Annotated in this window: 22 protein-coding genes; 7 read left to right on the top strand and 15 right to left on the bottom strand. The window is 63.0% G+C overall.

From position 1 onward, the window contains the following. Nucleotides 1–205: 205 nt before the first annotated feature. Together OKC29_RS07750 and OKC29_RS07755 are read left to right on the top strand one after the other, a co-directional pair. Entirely contained in the window at nt 206–1,108 is a 903-nt protein-coding gene (locus tag OKC29_RS07750; RefSeq protein ID WP_102988378.1) for a homocysteine S-methyltransferase family protein, read from the top strand. 9 nt (nt 1,109–1,117) lie between these two features. Beyond that, nucleotides 1,118–2,518 carry a basic amino acid/polyamine antiporter gene (locus OKC29_RS07755; RefSeq protein ID WP_270669175.1) on the top strand — a complete coding sequence of 467 codons (1,401 nt, stop codon included), beginning with the start codon at nt 1,118–1,120 and terminating at the stop codon, nt 2,516–2,518. Nucleotides 2,519–2,603: 85 nt separating this feature from the next. On the opposite strand, the gene OKC29_RS07760 is transcribed toward OKC29_RS07755, so the two are convergent. Further along, nucleotides 2,604–3,443, bottom strand: a complete 840-nt coding sequence (locus OKC29_RS07760) for a sterol desaturase family protein (RefSeq protein ID WP_045527431.1) — start codon at nt 3,441–3,443, stop codon at nt 2,604–2,606. A gap of 230 nt (nt 3,444–3,673) precedes the next feature. On the opposite strand from OKC29_RS07760, the gene OKC29_RS07765 reads away from it, so the two are divergent. Both OKC29_RS07765 and OKC29_RS07770 read left to right on the top strand, forming a co-directional pair. Then, nucleotides 3,674–4,441 carry a substrate-binding periplasmic protein gene (locus OKC29_RS07765; protein ID WP_241872442.1) on the top strand — a complete coding sequence of 256 codons (768 nt, stop codon included), beginning with the start codon at nt 3,674–3,676 and terminating at the stop codon, nt 4,439–4,441. A gap of 249 nt (nt 4,442–4,690) precedes the next feature. Beyond that, nucleotides 4,691–5,152 (top strand): DUF2059 domain-containing protein, encoded by a 462-nt coding sequence (locus tag OKC29_RS07770; protein WP_024944850.1) that lies wholly within the window; start codon nt 4,691–4,693, stop codon nt 5,150–5,152. Between the two features lie 71 nt (nt 5,153–5,223). Here the strand turns inward: OKC29_RS07770 and OKC29_RS07775 are convergent, their stop codons facing one another. The 3 genes from OKC29_RS07775 to OKC29_RS07785 all read right to left on the bottom strand — a co-directional run bounded on the left by OKC29_RS07775 (nt 5,224) and on the right by OKC29_RS07785 (nt 7,789). After that, the gene (locus OKC29_RS07775; RefSeq protein ID WP_011706607.1) at nt 5,224–5,967 is read right to left on the bottom strand and encodes an amino acid ABC transporter ATP-binding protein; all 744 of its coding nucleotides are present in this window, start codon (nt 5,965–5,967) and stop codon (nt 5,224–5,226) included. Further along, complete coding sequence (locus OKC29_RS07780) at nt 5,951–6,910, bottom strand: amino acid ABC transporter permease (RefSeq protein WP_241872105.1); 960 nt, start codon at nt 6,908–6,910, stop codon at nt 5,951–5,953. Before OKC29_RS07780 ends, OKC29_RS07775 begins: the two co-directional genes overlap by 17 nt. A 90-nt stretch (nt 6,911–7,000) precedes the next feature. Beyond that, a complete protein-coding gene (locus OKC29_RS07785; protein ID WP_016351298.1) occupies nt 7,001–7,789 on the bottom strand; it encodes a transporter substrate-binding domain-containing protein in 789 nt (262 codons plus the stop codon). A 501-nt stretch (nt 7,790–8,290) separates the two neighbouring features. Here OKC29_RS07785 and OKC29_RS07790 point away from each other — a divergent pair. After that, the gene (locus OKC29_RS07790; RefSeq protein ID WP_241872106.1) at nt 8,291–9,430 is read left to right on the top strand and encodes a GGDEF domain-containing protein; all 1,140 of its coding nucleotides are present in this window, start codon (nt 8,291–8,293) and stop codon (nt 9,428–9,430) included. A gap of 4 nt (nt 9,431–9,434) precedes the next feature. Here OKC29_RS07790 and OKC29_RS07795 read toward each other — a convergent pair whose 3' ends face one another. The 8 genes from OKC29_RS07795 to OKC29_RS07830 all read right to left on the bottom strand — a co-directional run bounded on the left by OKC29_RS07795 (nt 9,435) and on the right by OKC29_RS07830 (nt 18,070). Further along, a complete protein-coding gene (locus OKC29_RS07795) occupies nt 9,435–10,763 on the bottom strand; it encodes an MFS transporter (protein WP_029299862.1) in 1,329 nt (442 codons plus the stop codon). A gap of 27 nt (nt 10,764–10,790) precedes the next feature. After that, a complete protein-coding gene (gene uhpB / locus OKC29_RS07800; protein WP_241872107.1) occupies nt 10,791–12,311 on the bottom strand; it encodes a signal transduction histidine-protein kinase/phosphatase UhpB in 1,521 nt (506 codons plus the stop codon). Continuing rightward, on the bottom strand, nt 12,308–12,898 hold the full coding sequence (gene uhpA / locus OKC29_RS07805) for a transcriptional regulator UhpA (RefSeq protein WP_011706601.1): 591 nt from the start codon (nt 12,896–12,898) through the stop codon (nt 12,308–12,310). The genes uhpB and uhpA overlap by 4 nt, the downstream gene beginning before the upstream one ends. A gap of 189 nt (nt 12,899–13,087) precedes the next feature. Beyond that, entirely contained in the window at nt 13,088–13,483 is a 396-nt protein-coding gene (gene rnk, locus OKC29_RS07810; protein ID WP_011706600.1) for a nucleoside diphosphate kinase regulator, read from the bottom strand. A 231-nt stretch (nt 13,484–13,714) separates the two neighbouring features. Further along, on the bottom strand, nt 13,715–14,446 hold the full coding sequence (locus tag OKC29_RS07815) for a substrate-binding periplasmic protein (protein ID WP_193558526.1): 732 nt from the start codon (nt 14,444–14,446) through the stop codon (nt 13,715–13,717). A gap of 80 nt (nt 14,447–14,526) precedes the next feature. Then, nucleotides 14,527–15,210: a hypothetical protein gene (locus OKC29_RS07820; protein ID WP_241872108.1), complete on the bottom strand. Its 684-nt coding sequence runs from the start codon at nt 15,208–15,210 to the stop codon at nt 14,527–14,529. Nucleotides 15,211–15,260: 50 nt separating this feature from the next. After that, entirely contained in the window at nt 15,261–16,667 is a 1,407-nt protein-coding gene (locus OKC29_RS07825) for an alkaline phosphatase (protein ID WP_372631449.1), read from the bottom strand. An 11-nt stretch (nt 16,668–16,678) separates the two neighbouring features. Further along, entirely contained in the window at nt 16,679–18,070 is a 1,392-nt protein-coding gene (locus OKC29_RS07830; protein ID WP_223950500.1) for an alkaline phosphatase, read from the bottom strand. Between the two features lie 332 nt (nt 18,071–18,402). On the opposite strand from OKC29_RS07830, the gene ylqF reads away from it, so the two are divergent. Together ylqF and OKC29_RS07840 are read left to right on the top strand one after the other, a co-directional pair. Then, nucleotides 18,403–19,353: a ribosome biogenesis GTPase YlqF gene (gene ylqF, locus OKC29_RS07835; protein WP_016351290.1), complete on the top strand. Its 951-nt coding sequence runs from the start codon at nt 18,403–18,405 to the stop codon at nt 19,351–19,353. Nucleotides 19,354–19,725: 372 nt separating this feature from the next. Then, a complete protein-coding gene (locus tag OKC29_RS07840) occupies nt 19,726–20,874 on the top strand; it encodes an MFS transporter (RefSeq protein ID WP_101148962.1) in 1,149 nt (382 codons plus the stop codon). Between the two features lie 178 nt (nt 20,875–21,052). Here OKC29_RS07840 and OKC29_RS07845 read toward each other — a convergent pair whose 3' ends face one another. The 3 genes from OKC29_RS07845 to dinG form a co-directional block, all read right to left on the bottom strand. Next, entirely contained in the window at nt 21,053–21,949 is an 897-nt protein-coding gene (locus OKC29_RS07845; RefSeq protein WP_180807327.1) for a histone deacetylase family protein, read from the bottom strand. Between the two features lie 84 nt (nt 21,950–22,033). After that, nucleotides 22,034–22,693, bottom strand: coding sequence for a YccT family protein (locus OKC29_RS07850; RefSeq protein WP_011706592.1), 660 nt, complete (start codon nt 22,691–22,693; stop codon nt 22,034–22,036). Nucleotides 22,694–22,866: 173 nt separating this feature from the next. Continuing rightward, nucleotides 22,867–24,939, bottom strand: coding sequence for an ATP-dependent DNA helicase DinG (gene dinG / locus OKC29_RS07855; protein WP_077095398.1), 2,073 nt, complete (start codon nt 24,937–24,939; stop codon nt 22,867–22,869). Between the last annotated feature and the right edge of the window lie 366 nt (nt 24,940–25,305).

The raw sequence follows: 25,305 nt of genomic DNA on the forward strand, positions 1-25,305 counted from the left end.
CGGTGTTGAGCTTTCAACAGCCATACCTCCCTTCCTTTGCCGCTATCTCCCTGAGCTTGTTCAGATTTGTTCGTAGCACCCGATTGCCTCTTGTTCTACTTTGGGTCATGATGAAAAGGCATTCTAGCCGTCTAGATGTTTTGATGGCTTTTTTGGCTCAACACAATAAATACCCGTCACGACGGGGACACGCAGAGAGACAGAGATGGATACAAAGGATTTGTGGGTACTGGATGGTGGCATGGGACGCGAGCTGGCACGGCGGGGCGCGCCGTTTCGCCAGCCGGAGTGGTCGGCGCTGGCCCTGATGGAGGCCCCCGAGACGGTGCGCGAGGTGCATCAGGCCTATGTGGCGAGCGGGGCCCGGGTCATCACCACCAACAGCTATGCGCTGGTGCCGTTTCATATCGGTGACGCGCGTTTTGTGGCAGAGGGGGAGGGGCTGGCGGCGCTGGCCGGCCAGCTGGCCCGCGAGGTGGCCGACGAGCAGCCTGGTCGCGTGCAGGTGGCCGGCTCCTTGCCGCCGCTGTTTGGTTCCTACCGCGCCGACTTGTTCGACGCAGGCAGGGCGAGCGATCTGGCGACCCCGCTTATCCGGGCGCTCTCCCCTCACGTGGATCTCTGGCTGGCGGAGACCATGAGCCTGATTGCCGAGCCGCTGGCCATCCGGGCCCTGCTGCCCGAGGATGGCAAGCCGTTCTGGGTCTCCTTCACCCTGGAAGACGAGGCGCCGGGCAGTGAGCCGACCCTGCGCTCCGGCGAGCGAGTGGCCGATGCGGTTACCGCGCTGGCATCGGCCGGGGTGGACGCCATCCTGTTCAACTGCTGTCAGCCCGAGGTGATCGAAGAGGCGCTCAGGGTGGCCGGTGCCGCTTTGCAAGAGCAGGGTCGCAGCGACATCCGGCTCGGCGCCTATGCCAACGCCTTCCCGCCCCAGCCCAAGGAGGCGACCGCCAACGACGGGCTGGACGAGATCCGCACCGATCTGGGACCGCTGGATTACCTTGGCTGGGCCGAGCGCTGGCGCACCGCCGGGGCAAACCTTATCGGCGGTTGCTGCGGCATCGGGCCGGAGCATATCCAGGCCCTGGCCAGCCGGCTGCGCTAAGGAGAGCCCATGAAAGAGAGCAAGATCGGGCTCTGGTCCCTCACCGCGCTGGTGTTCAGCTCCATGGTGGGGGCGGGGATCTTCAGTCTGCCGCAGAACATGGCCGAGGTGGCGGGCGCGCGCGCCGTGCTGATCGGCTGGGGGGTGACCGGGGTGGGCATCCTGGCGCTGGCCATGAGTTTTCTGTATCTGTCGCGATTAAGGCCGGATCTTGATGGCGGCATCTACAGCTATGCCCGCGCCGGTTTCGGCGATCTGGTGGGTTTCTTCTCCGCCTGGGGCTATTGGCTCTGCGCCACCATCGGCGTGGTGGGCTATCTGGTGATCGCCTTCGCGGCGCTGGGCAGCTTCGTCGACACCCCGGAGCGGGTCTGGTTTGGCGAGGGCAACACCCTGGCGGCTTTTGTCGGCGAGTCCTGCATTCTCTGGGCGGTGCACCTGCTGGTGGCCCGCGGCGTGCAACAGGCGGCCCTGTTCAACCTGGTGGCGACCCTGGCCAAGAGCCTGCCGCTGCTGCTGTTCATCCTGTTCGCCTGCTACTGGTTCGACCCGGTCACCTTTGTGGCGGATCAGCAGGGCAGTACCCTGGCGACACCGGTCTCCGAGCAGGTGCGCAACACCATGCTCATCACCCTCTGGGTCTTCACCGGCATCGAGGGGGCGGCGGTGCTGTCGGCCCGGGCCAGACACAAGCGGGACGTGGGCACGGCCACCGTGCTCGGGGTGGTGCTGGCGCTGCTGCTCTATGTGCTCATCTCGGTGCTGGCGCTCGGGATCCTGAGTCGCCCCGAGCTCGCGGCCCTGCCCAACCCCTCCATGGCGGGGTTGATGGCCCAGATGACCGGCTCCTGGGGCAAGCTGCTGATCAGTGTCGGCCTTATCGTCTCGGTACTGGCCTCCTACGTGAGCTGGACCCTGTTCTCGGCCGAGGTGCCGTTCAGCGCGGCGCGCCACGGCGCCTTCCCGGCCATCTTCCAGCGCCAGAACCGCAACGGCACCCCGATCGCATCGCTGTGGCTCACCAGTCTGACGGTGCAGGGCTGCCTGCTGCTGGTGTGGCTGCTAGGCAAGGGTTACACCAACCTGCTGCTCATTTCTACCTCGATGATCCTGGTGCCCTACCTGTTGATCGGTCTGTTCCTGCTCAAGCTCTCCTTGCGTGGGGAGGGCAATGGCCTGATGCGGGCGGTAGCGCTGGTGTCGAGTGGTTACGGCCTCTGGCTGCTCTACGCCGCCGGCGTGGAGTACCTGCTGCTCTCCTTGCTGCTCTACGGGCCGGGTCTGCTGCTGTTTCTCTACAGCCGCCGCCAGCTGGGGGCGGAGCTGCGACTCAGCGGGCGCGAGCGGCTGCTGGCCGGAGTGACGCTGCTGAGCTTGATCCCCGCCATCTGGTCTTTTGCTCACGTCTGACCGGGTTGTGACCCAATGCAAGAGAGCGCCCAGGGGCGCTCTCTTTTTGTCTGCGACATGCACTTGTGTTAGCGGCGGCAAGGGGTTAGCGGCTGGCGGGGCCGGCGGGTTTGCCAAACAGCACCGCGAGCTTTTGCCGCCAGGGCAGGCCGCGGGCCTCTTGCAGCATGTCGCGCCACTCGTGGAAGGTGAGGGTGAGCGGGTTGAAGCTGTGGATGGGCTTGGTGATGCCGAAGCGACACGGCTCGGCCGGGTCTTCTTCCACGAAGGTGCCAAACAGCCTGTCCCAGATAATGAGCACGCCGGCGAAGTTGCGGTCTATGTATTTGGCGTTGCTGGCGTGGTGCACCCTGTGGTGGGAGGGGGTGTTGAAAACCCACTCCAGCCTGCCGAGCTTGCCCACCACCTGGGTGTGGACGAAGAACTGAAAACCCAGGCTGAGCAGCACGGTGGCCACCACCGCCTCGGGCGGGAAGCCGATGAGGATCATCGGGATCCAGAACAGCCACATGCCGGAGACCGGGTACATCAGGCTCTGGCGAAAGGCGGTGGAGAGGTTGAGCCGCTCCGAGCTGTGGTGCACCACGTGGGAAGCCCACAACCAACGCACGTGGTGGCTGGCGAAGTGGAACAGCCAGTAGCAGAGATCCTGCAACAAAAAGAGCAGCAGCAGGCTCCAGAGGTTGAGATCGATATCCAGCAGCCGCCAGCCCCAGAGGGCGTCGTAGAGGTAGGCGATGGCGATGGCCGTCAGCGCGTCCCCCCCTTGATGCATCAGTGCCAGGGTGGCGTTGGCGAAGAGATCCTTCCACTGGTAGCCGGCGGTGGGATAGGCGGCGCCATGTTTGCGCAGATAGAGCATCTCCCAGCCGATGAAGGCCAGAAAGAGCGGCGAGAGGTAGAGCAGGATCAGTTGCACATCCATGTCGGGTATCCAGTCAGAGCAATTGCTCTCCAGCATAAAGGATGAATTTAATCTTTCATTAACAATTTTCACCCGGTGGCCGTCGCCATCTGACGCTGGCGGTGGGAGTCCGCAAACGCATTGCCATGAAAGGGCGTGATCGCCCTCTGAGGCCATGGCGCAGTGACTATGCTTGATGAGGTTTTCTACCTCTGGAGTGGCAGATGATGCGGCTGTGGTGTTGTTTGTTGATGGGAGTCTGCCTGCTGGCGCAGGCCAAGACCCGGGTCGAGATCCTGGCCGATGCCAACTATCCACCCTACTCCTGGCAGGAGGGGGAGGAGGTGAAGGGGATCTATGCCGACATAGTGCGCAGCGTGACGGCCTCCATGGATGAGTACGAGGTGGTGCTCAAGGCCATGCCCTGGCGGCGGGGTCTCAGCATGGTGGAACAGGGCAGTGCCTTCGCCATCTTTCCACCCTACTATCAGCCCGACAGCCGCCCCTGGATGTGGCCTTACTCCCAACCCCTGCTCGACGAGGAGCTGGTGGTGATGTGCGGCGCCGGGGTGGCGGTCAATACCCCGCAGGCACAGTTCCCGGCCGATTACTACGGGCTGCGCTTTGGCATGAATGCCGGTTTCACCATCGGTGGCGCCTCCTTCTGGCAGGCGGTCCAGCAGCAGAAGATCGGGTTGGAGGAGGTGAAGAGCAACCGGGAGAACCTGCTCAAGATAGTACGCGGCCGGGTGGACTGTACCGTCAACGATCGCCTCTCCCTGCTCTATGAGCTGCTCAACATGATCAAGGGCAACCAGCTGGCGGTGGCCGACATGTCCCAGCTCAAGCAGGGGCCGGTGCTCAGCAAGGAGCAGGGGTTTCTCGGCTACAGCCGCAAGGGGGAGTTCGACTTCAAGGAGGACTTTGCCGAGCAGTTCGACAAGCGGCTCTACGATCTCAAGAAGCGGGACGGGATCCGAACCATAGTGGAGCGTTATCTGGGAAAGTCCCCGCGCTGAACTGATAAGGGAGCCAGTCAGATTCAGCCGATAAACACAGGGTTTCGGCCACAGCAGAGGGACTGAGGGTCCCTCTGCTGTTTTTGGTGGGTCACCGGTCACGGCGGCGGGCAAGGCAGTACCACAGGGAGTCCCCGGCACAGATCCGGGTGACCATCACAGACCTTGCACGCATCACCACCATCTGGCGACTGGTCTGTTTGATAAATCAATGTAACCTGTTGTTTTTATATGATTAGTGAGGTTGTTATGCAGTGGGTGAAAAGAGGGGTTGTCATCGCTCTGGTGTGGAGTGGCAGTGTGTGGGCCGATCCCGCTCAGGAACTGGTCAACCTGCTCAACAGCGAGCAGCAGGCGGAGCAGCTGCAGGCCCAGATGCAGGCACAGATGATCCCGCTGATCATCCGGGGTGCCGGTGAACATGCACAGGAGTTGGCCCAGCACCGCGATGTATTGGAAGCCTGGGTGAGCCGTTACCTCTCCTGGGGGGCCATGAGTACTGAAGTGGCCGCTATCTACCGCAAGCATTTCACCGAGGCTGAGCTCAAGGCGCTGATCGCCTTTTATCAAAGTCCGGTCGGGAAGAAATCCCTGGATACCATGCCGGCGATCTTTCAGGAGAGCTCGCTGGTGGGCCAATCTCTGGCCGAGCGCAACATGCCGGCACTGCAAGCCATGCTGGATGAAGCAAAACGCAACGCGACAAAATAGATATGGTCGGCAGGGCATCAACGAAAAGAGGGAGCCATGGGCTCCCTCTTCTGCTTATACCACCGGCGCTATTACAGCACCTGGCTCAGGAACTGGCGCAGGCGCGGGGAGGGGGGATTGTCGAAAAAGTCCGTCGGCTTCTCGTCTACCAGCAGCTCGCCGCTCTCCATAAAGAGCACCCGATCTGCCACCTCACGGGCAAAGCCCATCTCGTGGGTCACCACCACCATGGTCATCCCCTCGCGGGCCAGCCCCTTCATCACGTCCAGCACCTCGCCCACCATCTCGGGGTCGAGCGCGCTGGTGGGCTCGTCAAACAGCATGATGCGCGGCTGCATGGCGAGCGCCCGGGCAATGGCCACCCGCTGCTGCTGGCCGCCGGAGAGCTGGGAGGGGTAGCTCTCGGCCTTGGCCGACAGACCGACTTTGAGCAGCAGGGCCTTGGCTCTGTCCTCGGCATCGCGACGCGACAGCCCGCGCACCTTTTGTGGGGCGAGGCAGATGTTGTCCAGCACGTTCAGATGGGGGAAGAGGTTGAAAGACTGGAACACCATGCCCACCTCTTCCCGCAATTTGTTGACGTCACCGGGTTCGGTCAGGCTGATGCCATCCACCACGATATTGCCGTCGTTGATGGTCTCCAGCTGGTTGAGGGTGCGCAGGAAGGTGGACTTGCCGGAGCCGCTGGGGCCGACGATCACCACCACTTCCCCCTCGGCGACCTGGGTGCTGACGTTCTTGAGGGCGTGCACCTCGGTGCCGTAGAACTTTTCTACACCGCTGGCCTTGATAATGGGATCAGTTGCTGCGCGCATATTTCACCTCCAGACGACGCACCAGGAAGGAAAGGGTACCGGTGAGCACCAGATAGAGCAGGGCCACGGTGAACCACACCTCGAACGGGCTGAAGGTGGAGCTCACCACCTCGCGCCCTGCCTTGGTGAGATCGGTGATGGAGATGACAGAGACCAGCGAGGAGTCCTTGATAAGGTTGATGAACTGACCCGCCAGCGGCGGCAGCACCCGCTTGAACGCTTGCGGCAGGATGACGTAGCGCATGGTCTGGGCCGAGGTCATGCCGAGGCTTCTGCCCGCTTCCATCTGCCCCTTGTGGATGGAACTGATGCCGGCACGGACGATTTCCGCCACGTAGGCGCCGGTAAAGACCGCCAGTGCCGCCACCCCGGCGGTGAATCGGTCGAGGTTCAGCACGGTACCGATGAAGAAGTAGACGATGAAGATCTGCACCAGCAGCGGGGTGCCGCGGATGAGCTCCACGTAGGTAACCGCCAGGTTGCGCAGGGCGGGGTTGGGGGAGAGTCTGGCCAGCCCGGCCAGGGTGCCGAGCAGGATGGCGAAGATGCCCGCCACCAGCGAGAGTTTGACCGTGACCCAGACGCCCCAGGCGATGGGGCCGGCAGTCCAGCTCAGCTGGGTGTCGAGGGTGTCGCCGCGAAAGACTGTGTCTCCTTCCGCTACCTGGCCGCCGCTGATGGCGATGGCTTGGCGCTGGTTGGGATCGAGGTCGTTTTGCAAAAACAGCTTGCCCTTGTCGGCCTCTGTGGTGCCGGCAACCACGGTACCGTCAAATTCGGCGTAGTTTTTCTGTTCCACCTGATAGGCGATGTACTGGGGGATCCGCTCCCAGCGCCAGGTGTAATCCACCGATTGCACGGCCTTGTAGATGCCAAAGATGGCGGCCAGCACGACCAGCAGGAAGATCCCGTGCCAGAGCAGTTGATTGGGTTGTTTTTCCATCTGTCTTGTTGGGTTGTGCACTGTCGCAACCTCGTTGTAGTTATTGTGTGGGGATCTGCGTGAAGGGGCGGCGGGCCGCCCCTTGCGAGGTTACTTGAGCTGGTTCAGCCAGGCGGTGGACTCGAACCACTTCTGGTAGAGGCGGTCGTAGCTGCCGTCGCCCTTGATTTGGCGCAGGTAGTTGTTGAACCAGTTGAGGGTGTCCTGGTCGCCCTTGCGGATGGCCCAGGCCAGTGGTTCGAAGGTGAACGGCTTGTCGAGGTGTACCACGGCCCCCTTGTTCTGGGTGGCGAAGATGGCGTTGTAGGGCAGGTCGTAGACGAAGGCGTCTACCTTGCCGTTGATCACTTCCAGCTTGGCGTCATCCTGGGTTTCAAACTGCAGCAGGGTGGCTTTCGGGATCAGACGCTTGACCGCCTGCTCGCCGGTGGTGCCGAGCTTGACCGCGATCTTGTATTTCGGGTCGTTGAGGTCGGTGAAGGATTTGATCTCGCCGGCCTTGTCCTTGCGCAGGACGATGGTCTGCCCGACCACGATGTAGGGGTCGGCAAAGTTGACGCGCAGGTTGCGCTGGGGGGTGACGGTCATGCCGCCCATGATGACGTCGAACTTGTCGGTCAAGAGGGCCGGAATGATGCCATCCCAGGCGGTGTTGACGAACTCGACCTTCACGCCCATCTCCTTGGCGACCATCTTGGCCAGATCCACGTCAAAGCCGATGTATTGGCCCTGCTTGTTGGTCATTTCGAAGGGTTGATAGCCGGCGTCGAAACCGACCCGCAGCACACCGCGCTCCAGCACGGCATCCAGGGTGGAAGTGGGCGCCGCGTTGGCCAGCCCGCACAGCAGCAGGGTAGAAAGAATGAGTTTTTTGATCATAAGTGACGTCTCTGTCAAAAGTGTGTTCGGCCTTGAACCTGATCCCGTGCGACTCCGTGGCACAAGAGACTGCTGCATCCGGCAACAGGGCAAGACAGGATTATTGTCTTGATTGAGGCAAAAGCCCCATATGAGATTCTATTTGCCGCAAGCTGAGTGAAAAATGTACCAAATTCCGATTGTGCCAGATGACTCAATAGGTTAGTGGCGCTTTTTCCCCGTGGCGACACTCATAAAATCACACGAAAACAACATATCTATCTAATGAGGCGGGTTCAAGCCAAAAATGTATTCAGCACATTTTGTTACAGGCCAGCCCGCCATCAGCAGTGTCAATTGTTGCTCACCTGGTCACCAAGTGCCAAAAAACAGATTCGAATGAATTTAGCGAGTGCGATTGCCACCCACCAGATGATTTTTAATTGAGGATTTAGTCAGACACCGCTGGGTCTTGTTTTGCGCTTCCAATATACTCAGTTACCTTCGTTTAGTGGCACTGGTATGGACGCCTCAATACTGCTCAAGCTGGATGTATTCACCCTGATGATCATGGCGCTGGGTGGCTACAGCCTCGGCTTCATCACCCTCTCCATCATCTGGTCGACCCACAGGGAGATCCCCGGACTCGGATACTGGTGGTGGTCCAGTCTGTTCGCACTGGCGGCCCAGAGCCTCTTTACCCTGCAGGCCTTCATGCCGAGTCTGGCGGGGATCTGGCTGGCCAATCTGCTGATCACCGTCTGCATCGCCCTGATGCCGCTGGCACTGCAGCGTTTCTTCGGCCAGCCTCTCAGCTGGTCTGCCAGCGGCTGGTTCATGCTGAGCTATGTGCTGATCCTGAGCTGGAGCATTGCCTTCAACGATCAGATGGCCCCCCGGGTGCTGCTGGCCTGCCTGAGCTACATGGTGCTGGGGGCAGTGATCGTCTTTCTCATCTGGCGGCACGGCTATCCTGCCTACCTGCCCGCCGTACTGGTGTTCACCGTGGTAAACATCCTGCTCTATGGCTTCAACCTGCTGCGCATGGCATTTCTGCTGCAGGGGGACGCCAGAGTCTTGATGGATCAGAGCGGTGTCAACGTGCTGCCCTTCCTCTCCATGCTGATGGGCAGCTACCTCTCCACCTTCGGGGTGCTGCTGCTCTGCACCCAGTACCGGGCACTGGCCCTGCGCCAGCAGGCGAGCCACGATCCGCTCACCGGCCTGCTCAACCGGCGCGGCTTCATGGAACTGATGGCCCGGCGCCGGATGACCGAGTTCGGCGCCCTGGCGGTGCTGGATCTCGATGACTTCAAGCAGATCAATGATCGCCATGGTCATGAGATGGGGGACAAGGTGCTGGCTGCGGTGGGGGCCTATCTCGGCGCTCAGCAGGCGCTGGTGGCCAGTCGCTTTGGCGGCGAGGAGTTCGTGTTGCTGCTGCCGCAGGAGGATGAAGTGGCGCAGCAGCAGCGCTGCGAGCAGATCATCCGCTCTCTGGCGGCGCAGGACATGCACGGGATCGGCATCACCGTCAGCATGGGGCTGGTGCGCTGCCAGCACAGCTGGCACTTCGACACCCTGTTCAGCCAGGCGGATCGCGCTCTCTATCAGGCCAAGCGGGAGGGCAAGAACCGGGTCTGCCGGCTGGCGCAAGCCTAGCCGGTCAATCGGCGTCGCGGGGGCGTGGCGCCTGCGCCTTGAGGAAGGGGAGCAGCAGCAGGGCGGAGACGCCGGCGGCCACCGAGATCACCACGAAGAAGCCCTGCCAGTGCCAGATCTCTAACACCCTAGCCAGCGGATAACCAGAGAGCGCCGCCCCCATATAGGCAAACAGGCCGACGAAGCCGGTGGCGGCCCCCGCCGAATTTTTGTGGGAGCACTCGGCCGCCGCCATGCCGATCAGCATCTGGGGGCCGAACACGAAGAAGCCGATGGTGAAGAAACAGGCCGCCTGCATCACGTAGCTGAAGAAGGGCATCAGCCAGAGCGATCCCACCGCCAGCAATATTCCCACCGCAAAGATGAGGTTCATCGGCCCGCGGTTGCCGTTGAACAGCTTGTCCGATCCCCAGCCTGCCACCAGGGCACCGATAAAGCCCCCCACCTCGAACATGGAGATGGCCGAGTTGGCGCTCATCAGATTGAAACCGCGCTGCTCGGTCATGTAGAGATTGCCCCAGTCGTTGATGGCGGTGCGCACCACGTAGACCAGCACGTAGCAGCAGGCCAGCAGCCAGATATAGGGGTTGCCGAGCACGTATTTGCGCAGGATCTGGCGATGGGAGAGGCCGGCATCCTGGGTCTGCTGGGCCAGCTCCATGGCATCGTTGCGCCACTCGCCCACCGTGGGCAGTCCCATGGCGCTCGGGGTATCGCGCAGCCGCCAGCAGAGGAACAACCCCGCCAGGATGGCGATAAGGCCGGGTACTATCATGCCGTAGCGCCAGCCGTGCTGCAGGGCCAGGGTGCTGACGATGAGGGGAATGAGCGCGCCGCCCACGTTGTGGGCCGTGTTCCAGGCCGACCACCAGAAGCCGCGTTCGCTGCGCGAGTACCAGCTGGTGAGCAGCTTGGAGCAGGGGGGCCAGCCCCAGCCCTGGAAGAAGGCGTTGGCCACCCAGAGGGCGGCGAACAGCCACAGCGACGACGAGAGCCCGAACAATATGTTGATGACTCCGGTCGCCATCAGCCCGAGGCCCATGAAGTAGCGCGGGTTGGCGCGGTCGCTGATGATGCCGGAGAAGAACTTGGAGCAGCCGTAGGTGATGTAGAACAGGGTCCACAGCATGCCGATGTCGGCCTTGTTCAGCATGCCGCTGGCCAGCATGTCCGGCATGGCGAAGTTGAAGCTCTTGCGGGTGAAGTAGAATACCGCGTAGCCCAGATACATGGTCAGCAAGATGTGCAGCCGCCAGTGGCGATAACAGGCGTCGATCTCGGCCTGATCGCGGATGAGGGGCTGGGGCGGTGCGCTTCTCATGAAGCTGAGCATCAGGCGGTTCTCCCCTGCGACTGGGTGTTACTCATGACTCTCCTCCCGTTTGCGGCCGGGCAGGGTCACGGTCAGCTGGGTGCCGTGCACGCAGGAGAGCTGCAATGCGCCTCCCAGTGCCTGCACCCGTTCGCGAATGCCGAGCAGGCCGTAGCCCTGGGGCGTACGGTGTTCGGGCAGGCCGCAGCCGTCGTCTTCCAGCAGCAGGGTCAGTCGTTCGCCCTGGCGGTGGGCCCGAATGGTGACCGAGCTGGCATTGGCGTGTTTCACCACGTTGTTGAGCCCCTCCTGACAGACCCGAAACAGGGTGACCCGCTGGGCATCGGAGAGGCCGGCGTCCGCCAGCTGCCACTCGAGCCGGGTGACGATGCCGTGGCGCTCCAGCTCCAGCTCCCGCAGCAGGCCGCGTACCGCCTGCTCCAGACTCATGTCGTCGAGCTGGCGGGGGCGCAGCCGGCCGAGCAGGCCGCGCACCGCGTCGTAGATGCCCAGCGACAGCGTCTCGATGAGGGCGCTGCTCTGGCCGACCCCTGCATTGTCCGGGGCGAGGCGGCGCACGATGCCGGCCTGGGTGCGGATGGCGGTGATGGTCTGGCCGATGTCGTCGTGCAGCTCGCGTGCCACCTCCTTGCGGATGCTCTCTTCGGTCTCCAGCAGCCGTTCGGTGAGCTGGCGATTGTGGGCGAGCTGGCGGGTCAGCGCCTGGTTGAGTTCGCGCTGGCGCTGGATGCCGGCGCCGAGCAGCAGGCCGGTGAGGCTCTGGGCCAGCAGGGAGAGCAACAGATCGAGCGGATGATCGTGCCAGGCCTGGCCGGCCATCAGTGCCACCGTGTTCATCAGGGTGGCGAGCAGGGCCCCCTGCCAGCCGTAGCGCCAGGCCATGGCCATGATGGGGATGGCCAGACAAAACGGGGTGAAGCGCACCAGCGAGTCGGGCAGGCCGAGCTGCAGCCAGAGGCTCAGCACGAACAGCAGCAGATACCAGACCAGATGGCGAAAACGCCAGTCTACCGGTTGATCCACCAGGGTCGGCCCGAGCGGCACCCAGGTGGCTCGGGTGAGGTAGTGCCAGATCAGCATGCAGGTGGAGGTCAGCGTCAGCCCGCCGGTGAGGGTGAGCAGCAGCGCGGTGAGGCCATCCTCGCCAGCCAGATGCCAGAGCAGGGATTGCAGCCCCGCCGCCACCGTGACGGTGGCCAGCAGCACCAGCAGCTGCTGCCAGTCGTTGCGCACCGGCTGGCGGCGGGCGATCAGCAGCGGCAGCAGGGTGAGCAGGCTGCCCGCCTGAATGAGCGGCCACAGCGGCAGCCCCACCTCCTGGTTGAGCCAGTAGAGCAGCAGGGATTCACACAGCAGCAGCGGCGGCCAGTAGGGGATCGGGCTTTGCAGCAGCAGCCCCAGACGCAGGCCGAAGGGGAACAGCAGGGCCGCCAGCATGGGCGAGCCTGCCAGGTGCAGGCCGATGCTCCACAGGCAGAACCAGCCAGCGGCAAAGATGAAGCAGGCCGCCAGCGAGATGGCGACATAGCTGGCAAGACGGGGGATCACCAGCTGTCCAGCATGCGGTGGGCCAGCTCTACATTGTTGCTGACCTTGAGTTTGTCCATCAGGTTGGCGCGGTGCACGTGCACCGTCTTGGGGGAGAGGCCGAGCTGCTCGGCGATGGCTTTCACCTCCAGACCCCGCGCCAGCAGCTGGGCCACCTCCCGCTCCCGGTTGGTGAGCGGATCCTGGCTGTTGCAGGCCAGCTTGTGGGCGATGTCCGGGGTGAGGTAGCAGCCGCCGTGGGCGGCGGTGCGCACCGCGGCGATCAGCTCGTCCGGGCTGCAGCGTTTGGAGAGGAACCCCTTGGCGCCGGCCTGCAACGCCTGTTCGATCAACGCCGGGCTGTCGTGCACCGACAGCATCACCACGGCGAGGCCGGAAGGGAGGCGCTTGAGCAGATCCAGCCCGGACTGGTCCGGCATGGAGATGTCGCACACGCACAGTTGCACGCCGCTGCCGGGCAGGCCCGCCAGCGCCTCGGCGGCGGAGCCGAATTCGGCCACCACCCGCAGATCGGGTTCGAGATTGAGCAGTTGGGCAAAGCCGGAGCGGACGATCTGGTGATCGTCGATGAGGGCAATCTTTATCATGATGTCAGCCTGAAATCTGCGGCCAGGGTGCTGGCGCGGCCAACAAGATACCTGCCGCCTCGTCCGGGCTCAAGAGAAAGCAGGGCAGGTGAGCGGGATCAGTGGCGCTTCTGTGGCAAAGCTTGATCGGGATCAGGGGTGGGCACGTGCGCAGGCCTGCGGCAGCGGCTTGGCACGTACCCGGGAGGATTAGCGGTGCAGCTCGCCGGCACGCTCCGGCTGATAGACCACTTCCAGGATCTCCACCTCGATGGTGCGACCGGCCGGGCCGGGCCAGGCGATGCTGTCGCCTACCTTCAGGCCGAGCAGGGCGCTGCCGACCGGGGCCAGCACGGAGATCTTCGACTCGTCACCCTGCACGTCCTTGGGGTAGACCAGGGTCAGGCAGAACTCGTTGCCGCTGCTCGGCATCTTGAAGCGCACCGTGCTGTTCATGGTGACCACGTCCGGCGGCATGTCGGCCGGCTCGCGCATCTCGGCGCGATCCAGCTCCTCCTGCAGGGCCAGGTGCTGGGGATGGTTGCCGAGCAGTTGCTCGATGCGATCGAGATCCAGGCTGGAGATCACGAGATGAGGCTGTTTCATAAGATATTCCTTATCAATGGGTTAAAGGACCAGGATGACGGGCAAGCTGGTCGAAAAAGAGTGTGCGATACGAAAAAACAGATCGGGAATGCGATGCCCCCGAACGACTCGCTGTCGGAGGCGAGGGCGGGGGCTCAACGGGGTGTGAGCTGGCTTGATAAAATAATGAGCGCTTTCATGGGGATACCATAACCATTCTGGACTGCTTTGGCAATTATCCTGACAAGCTTGTCAGGGGGCCTGGTAATCGTACTGCTTGATGATGCGCGCCAGGCTGCCATCGTCGCGCATGGTGGCGATGATCTTGCGCCAGCGGGTTGCCTCGGCGGCCGGGAAACGGGGGCTGGCGGCCAGATAGAGCGAGGCCCGCTGCAGGGTGTCGCCGCGCACCAGATCCGCCAGCGGCAGGCCGGCCTGCTGCTGGTTGTAGCGGGCGCTGTTCCAGGCCACCGCCCAGCCCTGGATGCGGCCCAGCGCCAGCTTGCTGGCGTTGTGGATCTCCTCGGCCACCAGCGCCTGTTTCACTTGCGGGTAGGGCTGCAGCAGGCTCTGGCCATAGGAGCCGCGCATCACGCCAACGGTGAGGCCGGGCAGCTCTTTGCTGGTGATGGGGGCAGGATGGTACTGGCGATGGCTGACCAGCACGAAGGCCTCGTCCAGCAGCGGTGCAATCCACAGAAACTGCGGCTCGCGCTGGGGGCTGCGCACCGGCGGCACCAGCAGCACGTCCTGGCGGTGGCGGGTCTGGCTGAGGGCGCGGGCCAGCGGCATCAGCTCGATGGTGAGCGGCTCCTTGAGGCGGCGGGCCGCCTCCTCCAGCACCTCGATGGCCATGCCGCTCGGGGCACCCTGATAGGAGCGAATGACATAGGGGGGGATCTCGGCGGCGATGACCACCACGGCCTTAGCCTGGGTGGCGGGGAAGAGCAGGGCGCAAAGCAGCAAGAGCAGGGAAATACGCATGGCAGGCCGGATCCGGGATGAGTACACAGAGTGTAACATCCCGTCAGCACAAATCAGCTCACCCCATTCGGGGCGTCCCGTCAGTCGAAGAAATCCCGCAGATCCAAGGTCTGGTAGTCCTCCAGCTGCTGCCAGGGCAGGCTCTTTGGCAGGGGCTTGAGAGTCACCTCCATCCGGTAGCTGCGATAACCGTCGAGGCTCGCCGACTCCACCACCAGCGGCAACTGCCAGCGGCTAGACCAGAGGATGCGGGTGCGCTGGTTGCCCTCGCGTTTTTCATACCAGCGTGCCTGTTCGGGGGCCGCCTCGTCGAGGGGGATCATCTCCTGCAACAGGGCCGGGTTGATGAGGTGGCGGATCCGCGGCCAGTCGGGTTTGAAAGCCACCTGACCGTACTCCTCCTCCGGCACCTCCACCAGCTGGTTGTGCCAGCTGTCGGCGTAGCGCAGTTGCAGCACCCCCTGCTGGTCGCGGGTCACCCAGCGCGCCGCCATCTGGTGGGTAAAGTGCTTGTGGCCCGGGGTGGCATCGTGGGTGGCGTGATAGGCGCGGGCAAGCGGCAGCGGGATGAGCCGCTGGCTCCACACCTGATCGCCAACCCGCAGCCACTTCTCCTGCCACTGGCTCTCCTTGCTGATGCCATCGCTGCTGGTGACCCTGTCCTGATAGCGGATGCGGGCGGCCAGATCGGGGACTTCATCGGCCAGGAGGGGAAAAGAGAGGCTGCTGGCGAGCAGCCACAACGGAAGTAAATATCGCATCATGGGTGATCGCTCGAACGAGCAGGGCCCGGCACCCTGCCGGGCCCTGCCGTTTACAGGCCGAGCGCCTCCTTCAGCTTGCCGAACACCCGGGTGTTGTCCAGCGTCCCCTTGAAACGGCTGCTGCCGGCGCCGTCGGCAAACAGCATGACATCGCCGCCGCCGTGGGTCTCGGAGCCGAGCTTGACCCCGGTCTCCTGCAGGTAGTCGTCTGCCATCACCTGATCGCTGGTGAGGGTGGGACGCACGTCGGGACGGTTGGGACCGTTGCCGAACACCAGGGTGGTGAACGGCTTGCCATCCACGTCGTTCTGGGTCGAGCCATCGCCATTTTTCACCAGATCCAGCACCTTGTTGCCCTTGGCCGAGTAGCCGTTGATGGTCATGGTGTGGTCATGGTCGGCGGTGACCACGATCAGGGTATCTTTCAAGTCCACCTTGCCGAGCGCGGTCTTGACCGCGTCGTCCAGCGCCACCGCATCGGTGAGCGAGCGCTTGGCATTGGTACCGTGCAGGGCGTGGTCGATCCGACCCCCTTCCACCATCAGGAAGTAGCCCTGGCTGTTCTGGCTGAGCAGATCGATCGCCTTGGCGGTCATCTCGGAGAGCGACGGCTGGGTATTGGCCGCCCCCTTGGCGACGCGGTCCAGCTCGTAGTCGAGGTGGGACTTGGCGCTGAACAGCCCAAGCACCTTGCCCGAGTTGACGCCAGCCAGATCATCTTTGGTGGTGACGTAGCGATAGCCCTGAGCGGTCAGCTCGGCGGTGAGATCCCGCCCGTCGGCGCGGCCGCCCTTGTTGCTGGTGCTGTTGTAGGGTGTCCAGTGGTTGGCGCCCCCCCCCATCAGCACGTCGACCCCGTCCCCCAGCGCCTGGTTGAAGCCGGCACCGCCCGGTACCGCCTGCGCGGCGATGGCGTAGGCGGCATCCCGGTGGCAGATGTGGGAGTAGGTGGCTGCCGGGGTGGCATGGGTCAGCTCGGTGGTGGTGACGGCCCCCACCGACTTGCCCGCCGCCTTGGCCAGCTCGAGAAGGGTGGGCACCGGCTTGCCGTTGTCGCTGGCGCAGTTGTTGACGCCCTTGTTGCCGTTGACATCCTTGCCGGGGGCGACGGCTTTGGTGTCGCTGCTCATGGCGATCACCTCGTTGTTCATCTTGACCCCGGTGGTGTAGGCCGCCATGGAGGGGGCCGAGTCGGTGGTCTGGGCATCGTTGGAGAAGGTCTTGATGCGGGCGCTGCGGGCCAGCTTCATCATCTCCAGATTGCCCTCTTCTCCCACCTTGTAGAGGCGGGTGGCGGTGAGCACGGTGGGGCCCATGCCGTCGCCGATGAACAGGATGACGTTCTTGGCATCGCTGGCCTGTGCCTGGGCCGCGCCGCCGAGGGCGGCCAGCAGGGCCGTGCTGACCAGGGTTTTATGCAGGTTCTGCTTCATGGATTGGTTGATGGCTATTTTCATGGGAATGCTCCTTACAGCCCGGCCGCAGCCTTGACCTTGCCGAACACGGCGGTGTTGTCGAGTGAGCCGTGGAAGCTATCCGCTCCCTGGCCGATGGCGCCGAGGAAGACGTCGGTGCCGCCGTGGGTCTCGTTGCCTATTTCGCCCACCTTGACCACCACCTCCTGGTGATAGTCGTTGGCGGAGACGGTGGCGTCATCCAGCGGCGCCACGCTGCTGCGCGGCCCGTCCACCCGGTTGTAGCCGTTGCCAAAGCCGATGATGGTGTAGGGCATGCCATCGGCATCCTTGCTCGGCTCGCCGGTTTCGTAGTTCTTCACCAGCCCGAGCACGCCGGGGTTGTCGGCGGTGGTCTTGCCGGTGCGCTTGGCATAACCATTCAGGACTAGCGTGTGGTCATGGTCGGCGGTGACCACGATCAGGGTGTTTTTCAGCTCGGGATCGGTTTTCTTCACCTCGTCGAGGGTCGCCTTGATGGCGTTGTCGAAGGCGAGGGTGTCCTGCAGGGCACGCTTGGCGTTGGTGTCGTGCAGGGCGTGGTCGATGCGACCCCCTTCCACCATCAGGAAGTAGCCCTGTTTCTGGTCTTTGAGCTGCTTGATGGCGGCCAGGGTCATCTGGGCCAGGGAAGGCTCGCTGGCGGGCCGGTCCAGGTCATATTTCATGTGGCTTGAGCCAAACAGCCCCAGCAGCGGCTTGCCCGCCTCGGCCTTGTTCAGCTCGTCCAGATTGCCGGCAAACTGGTAGCCCTTGGCCTTCATCTCATCGATGAGGTTGCGGCCATCCTCGCGCTTGCCCTTGTCTGCCTTGGGTAAGAAGAAGCTGCTGCCACCGCCGAGCACCACGTCCACCCCCTCTTTGAGGGCGCTGTTGTAACCCACGCCGCCGGGCACCAGCTGGGCGGCGATGTCGGCTTCCAGATCCCGGTTGCAGAGGTGGGCATAGGTGGCGGCCGGGGTGGCGTGAGTCACCCGGGTGGTGGTAACCACGCCGGTACCGCGGCCGGCGGCCTTGGCCAGCTCCAGCAGGGTGGTGACCGGCTTGCCGCCGCTCTTGCTGCAGTTGCTCTCCTGGGTGGCGTCGCTGTCCATGCTGATGACGCCGTTGTTGCTCTTGACCCCGGTCATGTAGGCGGACATGGAGGGGGCCGAGTCGGTCACCTGGGCGTCGTGGGAGAAGGTCTTGATGAAGGCCGTCTCCGGCAGGGTATCGATGGTGAGGCTGCCCTCTTCACCGACGCCGTAGATGCGGGCGGCGGTCAGGGTATTGAGACCCATGCCGTCGCCGAGGAAGAAGATCACGTTCTTGGCGCCGGGGGCGGGCGCACTGCTGTCGTTGTTGGAGTTGCAGCCGGCAGCCAGGGCGGCGCCGATCATCAATGCAAGTCCTGCCATCTTTCTCATTGGGGTTCGCTCCTTGTAAAACCTGAGCGCAGCCTAGAGGTCGCAGATGACACTTTTAGTGAAACGGGATGACAATCCGATGAAGGTGTTGCGTGAATGTTATGTTGTATCAATAGCTTATATTAATGCAGCCGAAGTACTGGGCACCGGTGGGCGACGGGGCCGGGTGGGGGAGAATCTGGCCGGATTACCGGTCGGCGGCTAGAATGGCCTGTCAAATCAGGGCGTGTGCAGGTAAAATGCGCCCCCTTGCGACGCCCTGCGTCCGCCACCGCTCGCCGCTCGCGCCACCGCAAGCCAGCGCCCGCAGTCCCTAGATGAGAGTAACGGATATGTCCATCAACTGGTTCCCCGGCCACATGCACAAGGCCCGCAAAGAGATTGCCGAGGTCATGCCCCAGGTCGATGTCATCATCGAGATGCTCGACGCCCGCATCCCCTTCTCCAGCGAAAACCCGCTGGTGCCCGAGCTGCGCGGCGATACTCCGGTGATCAAGGTGCTCAACAAGGCGGATCTCGCCGACCCCGAGATCACCGAGCTGTGGGTGGCCCACATGGAGCAGGAGAAGGGGATCAAGGCGTTGCCTCTGACCCAGCAGGAGCCGGAGAAGATCAAGCAGCTGCTGACTCTCTGCCACGAGATGCTGCCGGAGCGCAATCTGGAGCTGCGCGGCGTGCGTGCCATGATCATGGGCATTCCCAACGTGGGCAAATCCACCCTGATCAACACCCTGGCCGGGCGCATCATCGCCCGTACCGGCAACGAGGCGGGGGTGACCAAGTCCCAGCAGCGGATCAAGCTCGACAACAACGTCATCCTGACCGATACCCCGGGTTTCCTCTGGCCCAAGCTCAACCCGCCCTCCTGCGGCTACCGCTTGGCGATCACCGCCGCCATCAAGGACACGGTATTTGACTACGCCGACATCGCCATGTTTGCCGCCGATTACTTCATCAAGGCCTACCCGGAGCGGATCCAGGCCCGCTATCAGCTGAGCGAGCTGCCGGAGACCGAGATCGAGCTGCTGGAGCTCATCGCCCGCCAGCGCGGCTTCATGCGCAAGGGCGGCCTGGCCGATCTGCACAAGGCCTCCGAGATCCTGGTCAACGAGTTCCGCTCAGGCCTGTTGGGGCGCATCTCGCTGGAGACCCCGGCGATGGTGAGCGTCGAGATTGTGGAAGCCGAGGCCGAGGCCGAACAGAAGGCCAAGGAGAAGGCGGAGCGGGAAGAGGAGCGTCAGGCACGGGCACGTCGCAAGTACGCCAAGAAGCGTCAGCGCTAACCGGCGTTGTGTCTGGTACTCACCAAGAGGCGACCCTGGGGTCGTCTCTTCGTTTTTGGGCAGATTGAGCATCAGTGACGGGGCGGCTTGGCCACTGCTGTGGCGTACTTCGGTGTGCGCGCTCCGCGGCCCTTTTCATGGCGCCGCGCAAGGTCGATGAGAATGATAGACCGGCCATGCCCTCATCAAGACCGCCAAACTACCCGTTAATCAAGGGGATAAGCCGGCTGCCGAGCAAGTGCAGCTCTGTGCCAAATGAGGATTTGTTGCCAGCGCGAAAAAAACATCCCCTGCGCCAATTAACGCCGATTGACAATGGCATTGGCGGTGGCATGATGCGCTCGCATTTTGACTCTCCTCACGGTATTACCCATGACCACCTACACCCGGCCAGTGCTGTTGTTGCTCTGCGGCCTGCTGCTGCTCACGCTGGCCATCGCGGTGTTGAACACCCTGGTGCCACTCTGGCTGGCCCATGACAATCTGCCGACCTGGCAGGTGGGCATGGTCAGCTCCTCCTATTTCAGCGGCAATCTGCTGGGCACCCTGCTGGCGGGGGCGCTGATCAAACGCTACGGGTTCAACCGCAGCTACTACCTGGCCTCCGCCCTCTTTGCCGCTGGCTGTGTCGGGCTCGGCATTACCCTTGGTTTCTGGAGCTGGCTCGGCTGGCGGTTCCTCGCCGGGATCGGCTGCGCCATGATCTGGGTGGTGGTGGAGAGCGCGCTGATGTGCAGTGGCAACGCGCGCAATCGAGGGCGGCTGCTGGCTGCCTACATGATGGTCTATTACCTGGGGACCGTGCTTGGGCAACTGCTGGTCAGCAAGTTGCCGACCGCGCTGATGGATGTGCTGCCCTGGGCGACCGGGCTGGTATTGGCGGCTATCCTGCCGCTGTTGTTCACCCGCATCGTCAGTGAGCGCAATGAGCAGCAAGGGAGCACCCGGGTCTGGCCTATGCTGCGGCTGCGGCAGGCACGGCTCGGGGTCGATGGCTGCATCATCTCCGGCATGGTATTGGGGTCGCTGTACGGCCTGATGCCGCTTTATCTGAACCACCGCGGGGTGAGCGATGCCGGCATTGGCTACTGGATGGCGGTGATGGTGAGCGCGGGTATCCTGGGGCAGTGGCCGGTGGGCCGTCTGGCGGATCGGTTTGGTCGCCTGCCGGTGCTGCGGGTACAGGTGCTGGTGGTGATCCTGGGGTGCGGGGCCATGCTCAGCGGTGTGGCGATGGGCCCGGCGCTGTTTGTGCTGGGCGCCGCCGGTTTCACCCTCTACCCGGTGGCCATGGCGTGGGCCTGCGAGAAGGTCGAGCACCATCAGCTGGTGGCGATGAACCAGGCGCTGCTGCTGAGCTACACCATCGGCAGCCTGCTCGGCCCGGCCTGTACTTCGCTGTTGATGCAGCACTACTCGGACAACCAGCTGTTCATCGTGATCGCTGGCGTGTCGTGCGTGTATCTGCTGATGTTGCTGCGCAAGCTGGGTGAACACCCGACGCCGGTGGCCCACGCCTGAACGGGGGCTGCAGGATCCCAACCTCGCTTCCCGACAAGGGGGAAAGACGGTGCTAGGGTGCCCGCTATCAATAGGGTACCGGGTATAAAGAAGAGGCGGCCCCAGGGCCGCCTCGTTGTTTGCAACGGTTGCCAGTTAGAGATTCATGGAGAGGAGAGATTCACGAAGAGATAAACGGCTAGCCGTAGCGCTTTTTCGCCTCTTCAAACAAGGACATATGCAGCGGGATCAACTGCTGCCAGTCGCGCCGGTAGCCGCCGCCCGGCACCGCGGCGATGGGCAGCCCGTGCCGCTGTGCGCAGTCAAAGACCATGGCATCGCGCTGGCGTACCCCCTCATCGCTCAAGGCGAGATAGCCAAGCTCGTCGTCCTTATGCACATCGACCCCGGCCTGATAGAGGATGAGGTCGGGGGCATAGAGCCGCAACGCCAGGTTGAGCGCCTCTGCCAGCGTGGTGAGATAGGCATCGTCCGCCATGCCGCTTGGCAGGGGGAAATCCATGTGGGAGGCGGGCTTGTGGCGAGGGAAGTTGTGCTCCCCGTGCAGGGAGAGGGTGATGATGTCGCGCCGCCCCTGGCACAGTGCTGCGCTGCCATCCCCTTGATGGACATCGAGATCGACGATCAGTACCTGCTCGCAGCGCCCTTCGTCCAGGCACACTTGGGCGGCGATCACCAGATCGTTGAAGAGGCAAAAGCCGCTGCCAACGTCCCGGTGGGCGTGGTGATAGCCGCCGGAGATCTGCAGGCCGCAACCCTGCTCCAAGGCATGGCGGCTGGCGGCCAGGGTGGCCCCCACCGAGCGCAGGGTGCGCTCCATCAACAGGGGCGACCAGGGAAAACCGAGCTGGCGAATGGCGCCGGCATCAAGGGTGCCGGCGAGGGCTGCCTCCACATAGGCGGTATCGTGCACTCGCTTTATCTGATCAGGGCTGGCGGGGGCGGCTTCTGCCAGCGGATAGCCGAGGCGGCCGAGCCGCTCGAACAGCGCCTGGTACTTGGCCAGCGGGAAGCGATGGCGCGCTGGCAGGGTCAGGGCGGAGTAGAGGGGGTGATAGAAGATGCGCAGTGACATGACGGCAGGGCCTTGGCAGAGAGGCAGATATGAAAAAGGGGAGCCAGGCTCCCCTTGTCGCACGAAACGAGTGCTCGCGCGCCATTACTGCTGCTGGATCACCCAGATCTGGAAGGCTTTGCGGGTCTCCGCATCGGCCTTGTTGTACCAGTTTTGCAGCTGGGTCAGGGCTTCCGGGTTGCTCTGAGCCTTGCTCGGGGCCACTTGCACCGGGGCGCTGTTGGCGGCCATGACGGCGGCGGTGGAGATGGCAACAGTTTTGGGCTGATTGAAGGCTTTGCCCATGTTGATCAGTTCTTGCTGATAGTCACGGGTCAGCTGAAAGCCTTCGACTTTCGGCAGTACGAACTGCTCGCTGGCAACGACCTGGTTGCTGCTCTTGTCTTTCAGTGCGACTTTTTGCTCTTTGACGAACAACTTGGCTTCAGCTTCGTTGCGCGGCTTCTTGTAGTCCAGCACCAGCTTCTGGTTGTCGGCGGCGGTGAAGTTGATCACCAGGGGCTCGGCAGTCACCAGCTTGGTCTCGCTGCGGCTGGAGTAGTTGCCTTCAAAGGCGACAACCAGTTGGTGCTTGCCAGCTTTGATAGGATAGGTACTCGTCTTGTCGAGCAGCTTGGGATTGATGGATTGGCCATCGACCAGCTGTACGACGTAGGGGTTGGTCACTTCCAATTGGGCATCGGCCAGGGCACTACCTGCCCACAACAGACCAGCCAGGGCCGGCACCAGAACAGTCAGTTTCATTTCATCTCCTTGAACAGTCGGCGAGTGCCCACTGAAAAACAGGGGCTCATTTTTACAGGTTTGCCCAAGGGCAGCAATAGGCGTTTATGGCGCCTGGGTTGCCTCTCGGCCCCGATGCTTAAAGCGAACGCAAGCCACGACACGGGTGCTGACCGAGCCAATGGGCCCCTGTCTTACTCAATCCGACGGCTGAAGGGGGGCAGCGCGTCGAGCAACCCCTTGCCATAACGCTTGGTCAATAGACGTCGGTCGAGGATGGTGACCCGGCCCCTGTCCGCCTCTTTGCGGATGAGACGACCGCAGGCCTGGATCAGTTTGCGAGACGCCTCCGGCACCGTCAGTTGCAGGAAGGGGTTGCCACCGCGTTTTTCGACCCACTCGGCGGTGGCCTCTTCCACCGGGGAGTTCGGCACCGCGAAGGGGAGCTTGGTGATCACCAGATTGGTGAGATAGTGACCGGGCAGGTCCAGTCCCTCGGAGAAGCTGCCGGTGCCAAAGAGGATGCTGGCCTGGCCGCCATCGCACTTCTGTTTGTGCAAGGTCAGCAGGGCGTTGCGTGACGCTTCCCCCTGCACCAGCAGGGAGAGCCCCTTGGCCCGCAGCCCTACCGCCACCTCGTTCATCTGCCGATAGGAGGAGAAGAGCACCAGGCTCGCCTCCTTGCCTGCCAGCAGACGGGGCAGGGTATCGACCAGCTCCTGGGTAAAGCCGGGGGCGCTGGGTTCATGGGTCATTTTTGGCAGATAGAGCTCGGCCTTGTGGTACTCGAAAGGAGAGCGCAGTCGCAGATAGCGGGTGCCGTCGTGCTCCTTGAGTCCCACCTGATGGCGGAAATAGCTGAAGGAGGAGAGGGCGGTGAGGGTGGCCGAGACCAGCACGGCGCCCAGGCACCTAGACCAGAGCCACTCCTCCAGCAGATAACCCACCTCTATGGGGGAGGCGTGCAGCCAGATGTCCCCATCCTCGTTCTTGGCCATCCAGCGGGCCAGCGGTGTCTTGCCCGTGGGCACGTGGCGACTCAGCATCTCCCACAGGGCGCAGAAACTCTCCAGCCGCTGCAGGTGAAAACCGCTCTCCGCCAGCAGGGGCTCGGCCTCCTTGCGACGGATTTCGCCGTCCTTGAGCGCCTCGCCGATGGCACCCTGCATCCTGTCCAGCGCCCGCAGCGCCTTCTTGCTCGCCTCCTTCAGGTTCTCCGCCAGCATGGGCAGGGGATCGGGCAGCACCCCCTCGGCAAACCTGTGGTGCTGCTCGGTGCCAAACAGCTGATCGTTGCCGGCGAGCCACTGCTCCAGCGCCTTGAGATCCGGTTGCAGGGAGGCCAGGGCATCCTGCAGCTTGAGCTGGGGGTCGAGCAAGCTCTCCTTGTTCAGTGCCCTGGCCAGCTTGCCGGCGCTCTGCACCAGCTTTTCCAGCCAGCGGCGAGACCCCTTGATGCTGGCCGAGGCGGCGCCGTGATCCCGGGCTATGGTCGGCAGGTGGTGGGCCTCATCCAGCACATAGATACACTCGTCCGGTGGCGGCAATATGATGCCGCCGCCCATGGTGAGGTCGGAGAGCAGCAGGGCATGGTTGACCACCAGCACATCGGCGGCGTCCATGTCATTCCTGGCACGGTGGAAGGGGCAGTGCTGGTGGTGGCTCAGCGCCTTGTTGCAGCTGTGGCGATCGGCGGCGATGCGATCCCAGCACAGATCCGGAATCGGCTTGGGCCAGTTGTCCCTGTCCCCGTCCCACTTCCCCTCGGTGTAGGCCTGCCACAGCGCCTGATAGCGCTCCTTGTCAGAATCTGACGGCTTGTGTTTGCTCAAGCTGCCGAAATCGAGTTCGAAATTGGCCATATCGGCGCCGCTTGCCGCTTGTTCAAGCAGATGTTCGCAGCAGTAACGCTGGCGCCCCTTGACCAGCATGAAGCGAAACGGCAGCTCGCTGTGGCGATGGTAGAAGGGCAGGTCCTTGTGGATCAACTGCTCCTGCAGGGCGACGGTGGCGGTGGAGATCACCAGCTTCTTCTGGGTGAGCCGCGCCACCGGGATGGCGCCCTGGGCATAGGAGAGGGACTTGCCGATGCCGGTGCCCGCTTCGGCCACCAGGATGCGGCGACTCTTTTCATACTCTCCGGTGAGGGTCTTGGCGATTTCGGCCACCAGAAAATTCTGCTCCTTGCGCGGCACAAAACCGGGTAAACCATCGGCAATCTGTCGATAGGTATTGCGAATGGTGGCTTTGAGGCGAGTCGATAGCATGAATGGGGTGTGACCGTGTCTGGGATGAATGGTCACAGGATACCCGCAACAGGCGGCCTGGGTCGAGGCAAGGTGAGGCAGGGGTTATGGGCCGGGATCCGCACTTATGTCATGGGGTGGATTGTGCGTGCAATAAACCACCAAAAAAGGGCGTTTCAGGCAGCGCGTATCGCTGTAAACGTTTTCCCTGAGAGGGCAAACAATATGGGATTCAGCTCACAATTTTTTCCCTATGACTATGGTTTTCTCAAAAAGTTCCAAGTTTTTTCATTGCGGATTGCAAAACCCGGTGCTAGTCTCGGGCCCCATAGTGATGCAAAGAACATCGCTAACACAGGGAATAACAACAACTTAGTGTTTAATTAC

The organism is Aeromonas sp. QDB34, assembly GCF_027705405.1.
GTDB classification, from domain to species: Bacteria; Pseudomonadota; Gammaproteobacteria; order Enterobacterales; family Aeromonadaceae; genus Aeromonas; species Aeromonas hydrophila.

Excerpts from the sequence above, each read along its gene's own strand:
- OKC29_RS07750 (WP_102988378.1), top strand. The coding sequence starts at position 206 with ATGGATACAAAGGATTTGTGGGTACTGGATGGTGGCATGGGACGCGAG.
- OKC29_RS07755 (WP_270669175.1), top strand. The coding sequence starts at position 1,118 with ATGAAAGAGAGCAAGATCGGGCTCTGGTCCCTCACCGCGCTGGTGTTC.
- OKC29_RS07760 (WP_045527431.1), bottom strand. The coding sequence starts at position 3,443 with ATGGATGTGCAACTGATCCTGCTCTACCTCTCGCCGCTCTTTCTGGCC.
- OKC29_RS07765 (WP_241872442.1), top strand. The coding sequence starts at position 3,674 with ATGGGAGTCTGCCTGCTGGCGCAGGCCAAGACCCGGGTCGAGATCCTG.
- OKC29_RS07770 (WP_024944850.1), top strand. The coding sequence starts at position 4,691 with ATGCAGTGGGTGAAAAGAGGGGTTGTCATCGCTCTGGTGTGGAGTGGC.
- OKC29_RS07775 (WP_011706607.1), bottom strand. The coding sequence starts at position 5,967 with ATGCGCGCAGCAACTGATCCCATTATCAAGGCCAGCGGTGTAGAAAAG.
- OKC29_RS07780 (WP_241872105.1), bottom strand. The coding sequence starts at position 6,910 with ATGGAAAAACAACCCAATCAACTGCTCTGGCACGGGATCTTCCTGCTG.
- OKC29_RS07785 (WP_016351298.1), bottom strand. The coding sequence starts at position 7,789 with ATGATCAAAAAACTCATTCTTTCTACCCTGCTGCTGTGCGGGCTGGCC.
- OKC29_RS07790 (WP_241872106.1), top strand. The coding sequence starts at position 8,291 with ATGGACGCCTCAATACTGCTCAAGCTGGATGTATTCACCCTGATGATC.
- OKC29_RS07795 (WP_029299862.1), bottom strand. The coding sequence starts at position 10,763 with ATGCTCAGCTTCATGAGAAGCGCACCGCCCCAGCCCCTCATCCGCGAT.
- uhpA (WP_011706601.1), bottom strand. The coding sequence starts at position 12,898 with ATGATAAAGATTGCCCTCATCGACGATCACCAGATCGTCCGCTCCGGC.
- rnk (WP_011706600.1), bottom strand. The coding sequence starts at position 13,483 with ATGAAACAGCCTCATCTCGTGATCTCCAGCCTGGATCTCGATCGCATC.
- OKC29_RS07815 (WP_193558526.1), bottom strand. The coding sequence starts at position 14,446 with ATGCGTATTTCCCTGCTCTTGCTGCTTTGCGCCCTGCTCTTCCCCGCC.
- OKC29_RS07820 (WP_241872108.1), bottom strand. The coding sequence starts at position 15,210 with ATGATGCGATATTTACTTCCGTTGTGGCTGCTCGCCAGCAGCCTCTCT.
- OKC29_RS07825 (WP_372631449.1), bottom strand. The coding sequence starts at position 16,667 with ATGAAAATAGCCATCAACCAATCCATGAAGCAGAACCTGCATAAAACC.
- OKC29_RS07830 (WP_223950500.1), bottom strand. The coding sequence starts at position 18,070 with ATGAGAAAGATGGCAGGACTTGCATTGATGATCGGCGCCGCCCTGGCT.
- ylqF (WP_016351290.1), top strand. The coding sequence starts at position 18,403 with ATGTCCATCAACTGGTTCCCCGGCCACATGCACAAGGCCCGCAAAGAG.
- OKC29_RS07840 (WP_101148962.1), top strand. The coding sequence starts at position 19,726 with ATGACCACCTACACCCGGCCAGTGCTGTTGTTGCTCTGCGGCCTGCTG.
- OKC29_RS07845 (WP_180807327.1), bottom strand. The coding sequence starts at position 21,949 with ATGTCACTGCGCATCTTCTATCACCCCCTCTACTCCGCCCTGACCCTG.
- OKC29_RS07850 (WP_011706592.1), bottom strand. The coding sequence starts at position 22,693 with ATGAAACTGACTGTTCTGGTGCCGGCCCTGGCTGGTCTGTTGTGGGCA.
- dinG (WP_077095398.1), bottom strand. The coding sequence starts at position 24,939 with ATGCTATCGACTCGCCTCAAAGCCACCATTCGCAATACCTATCGACAG.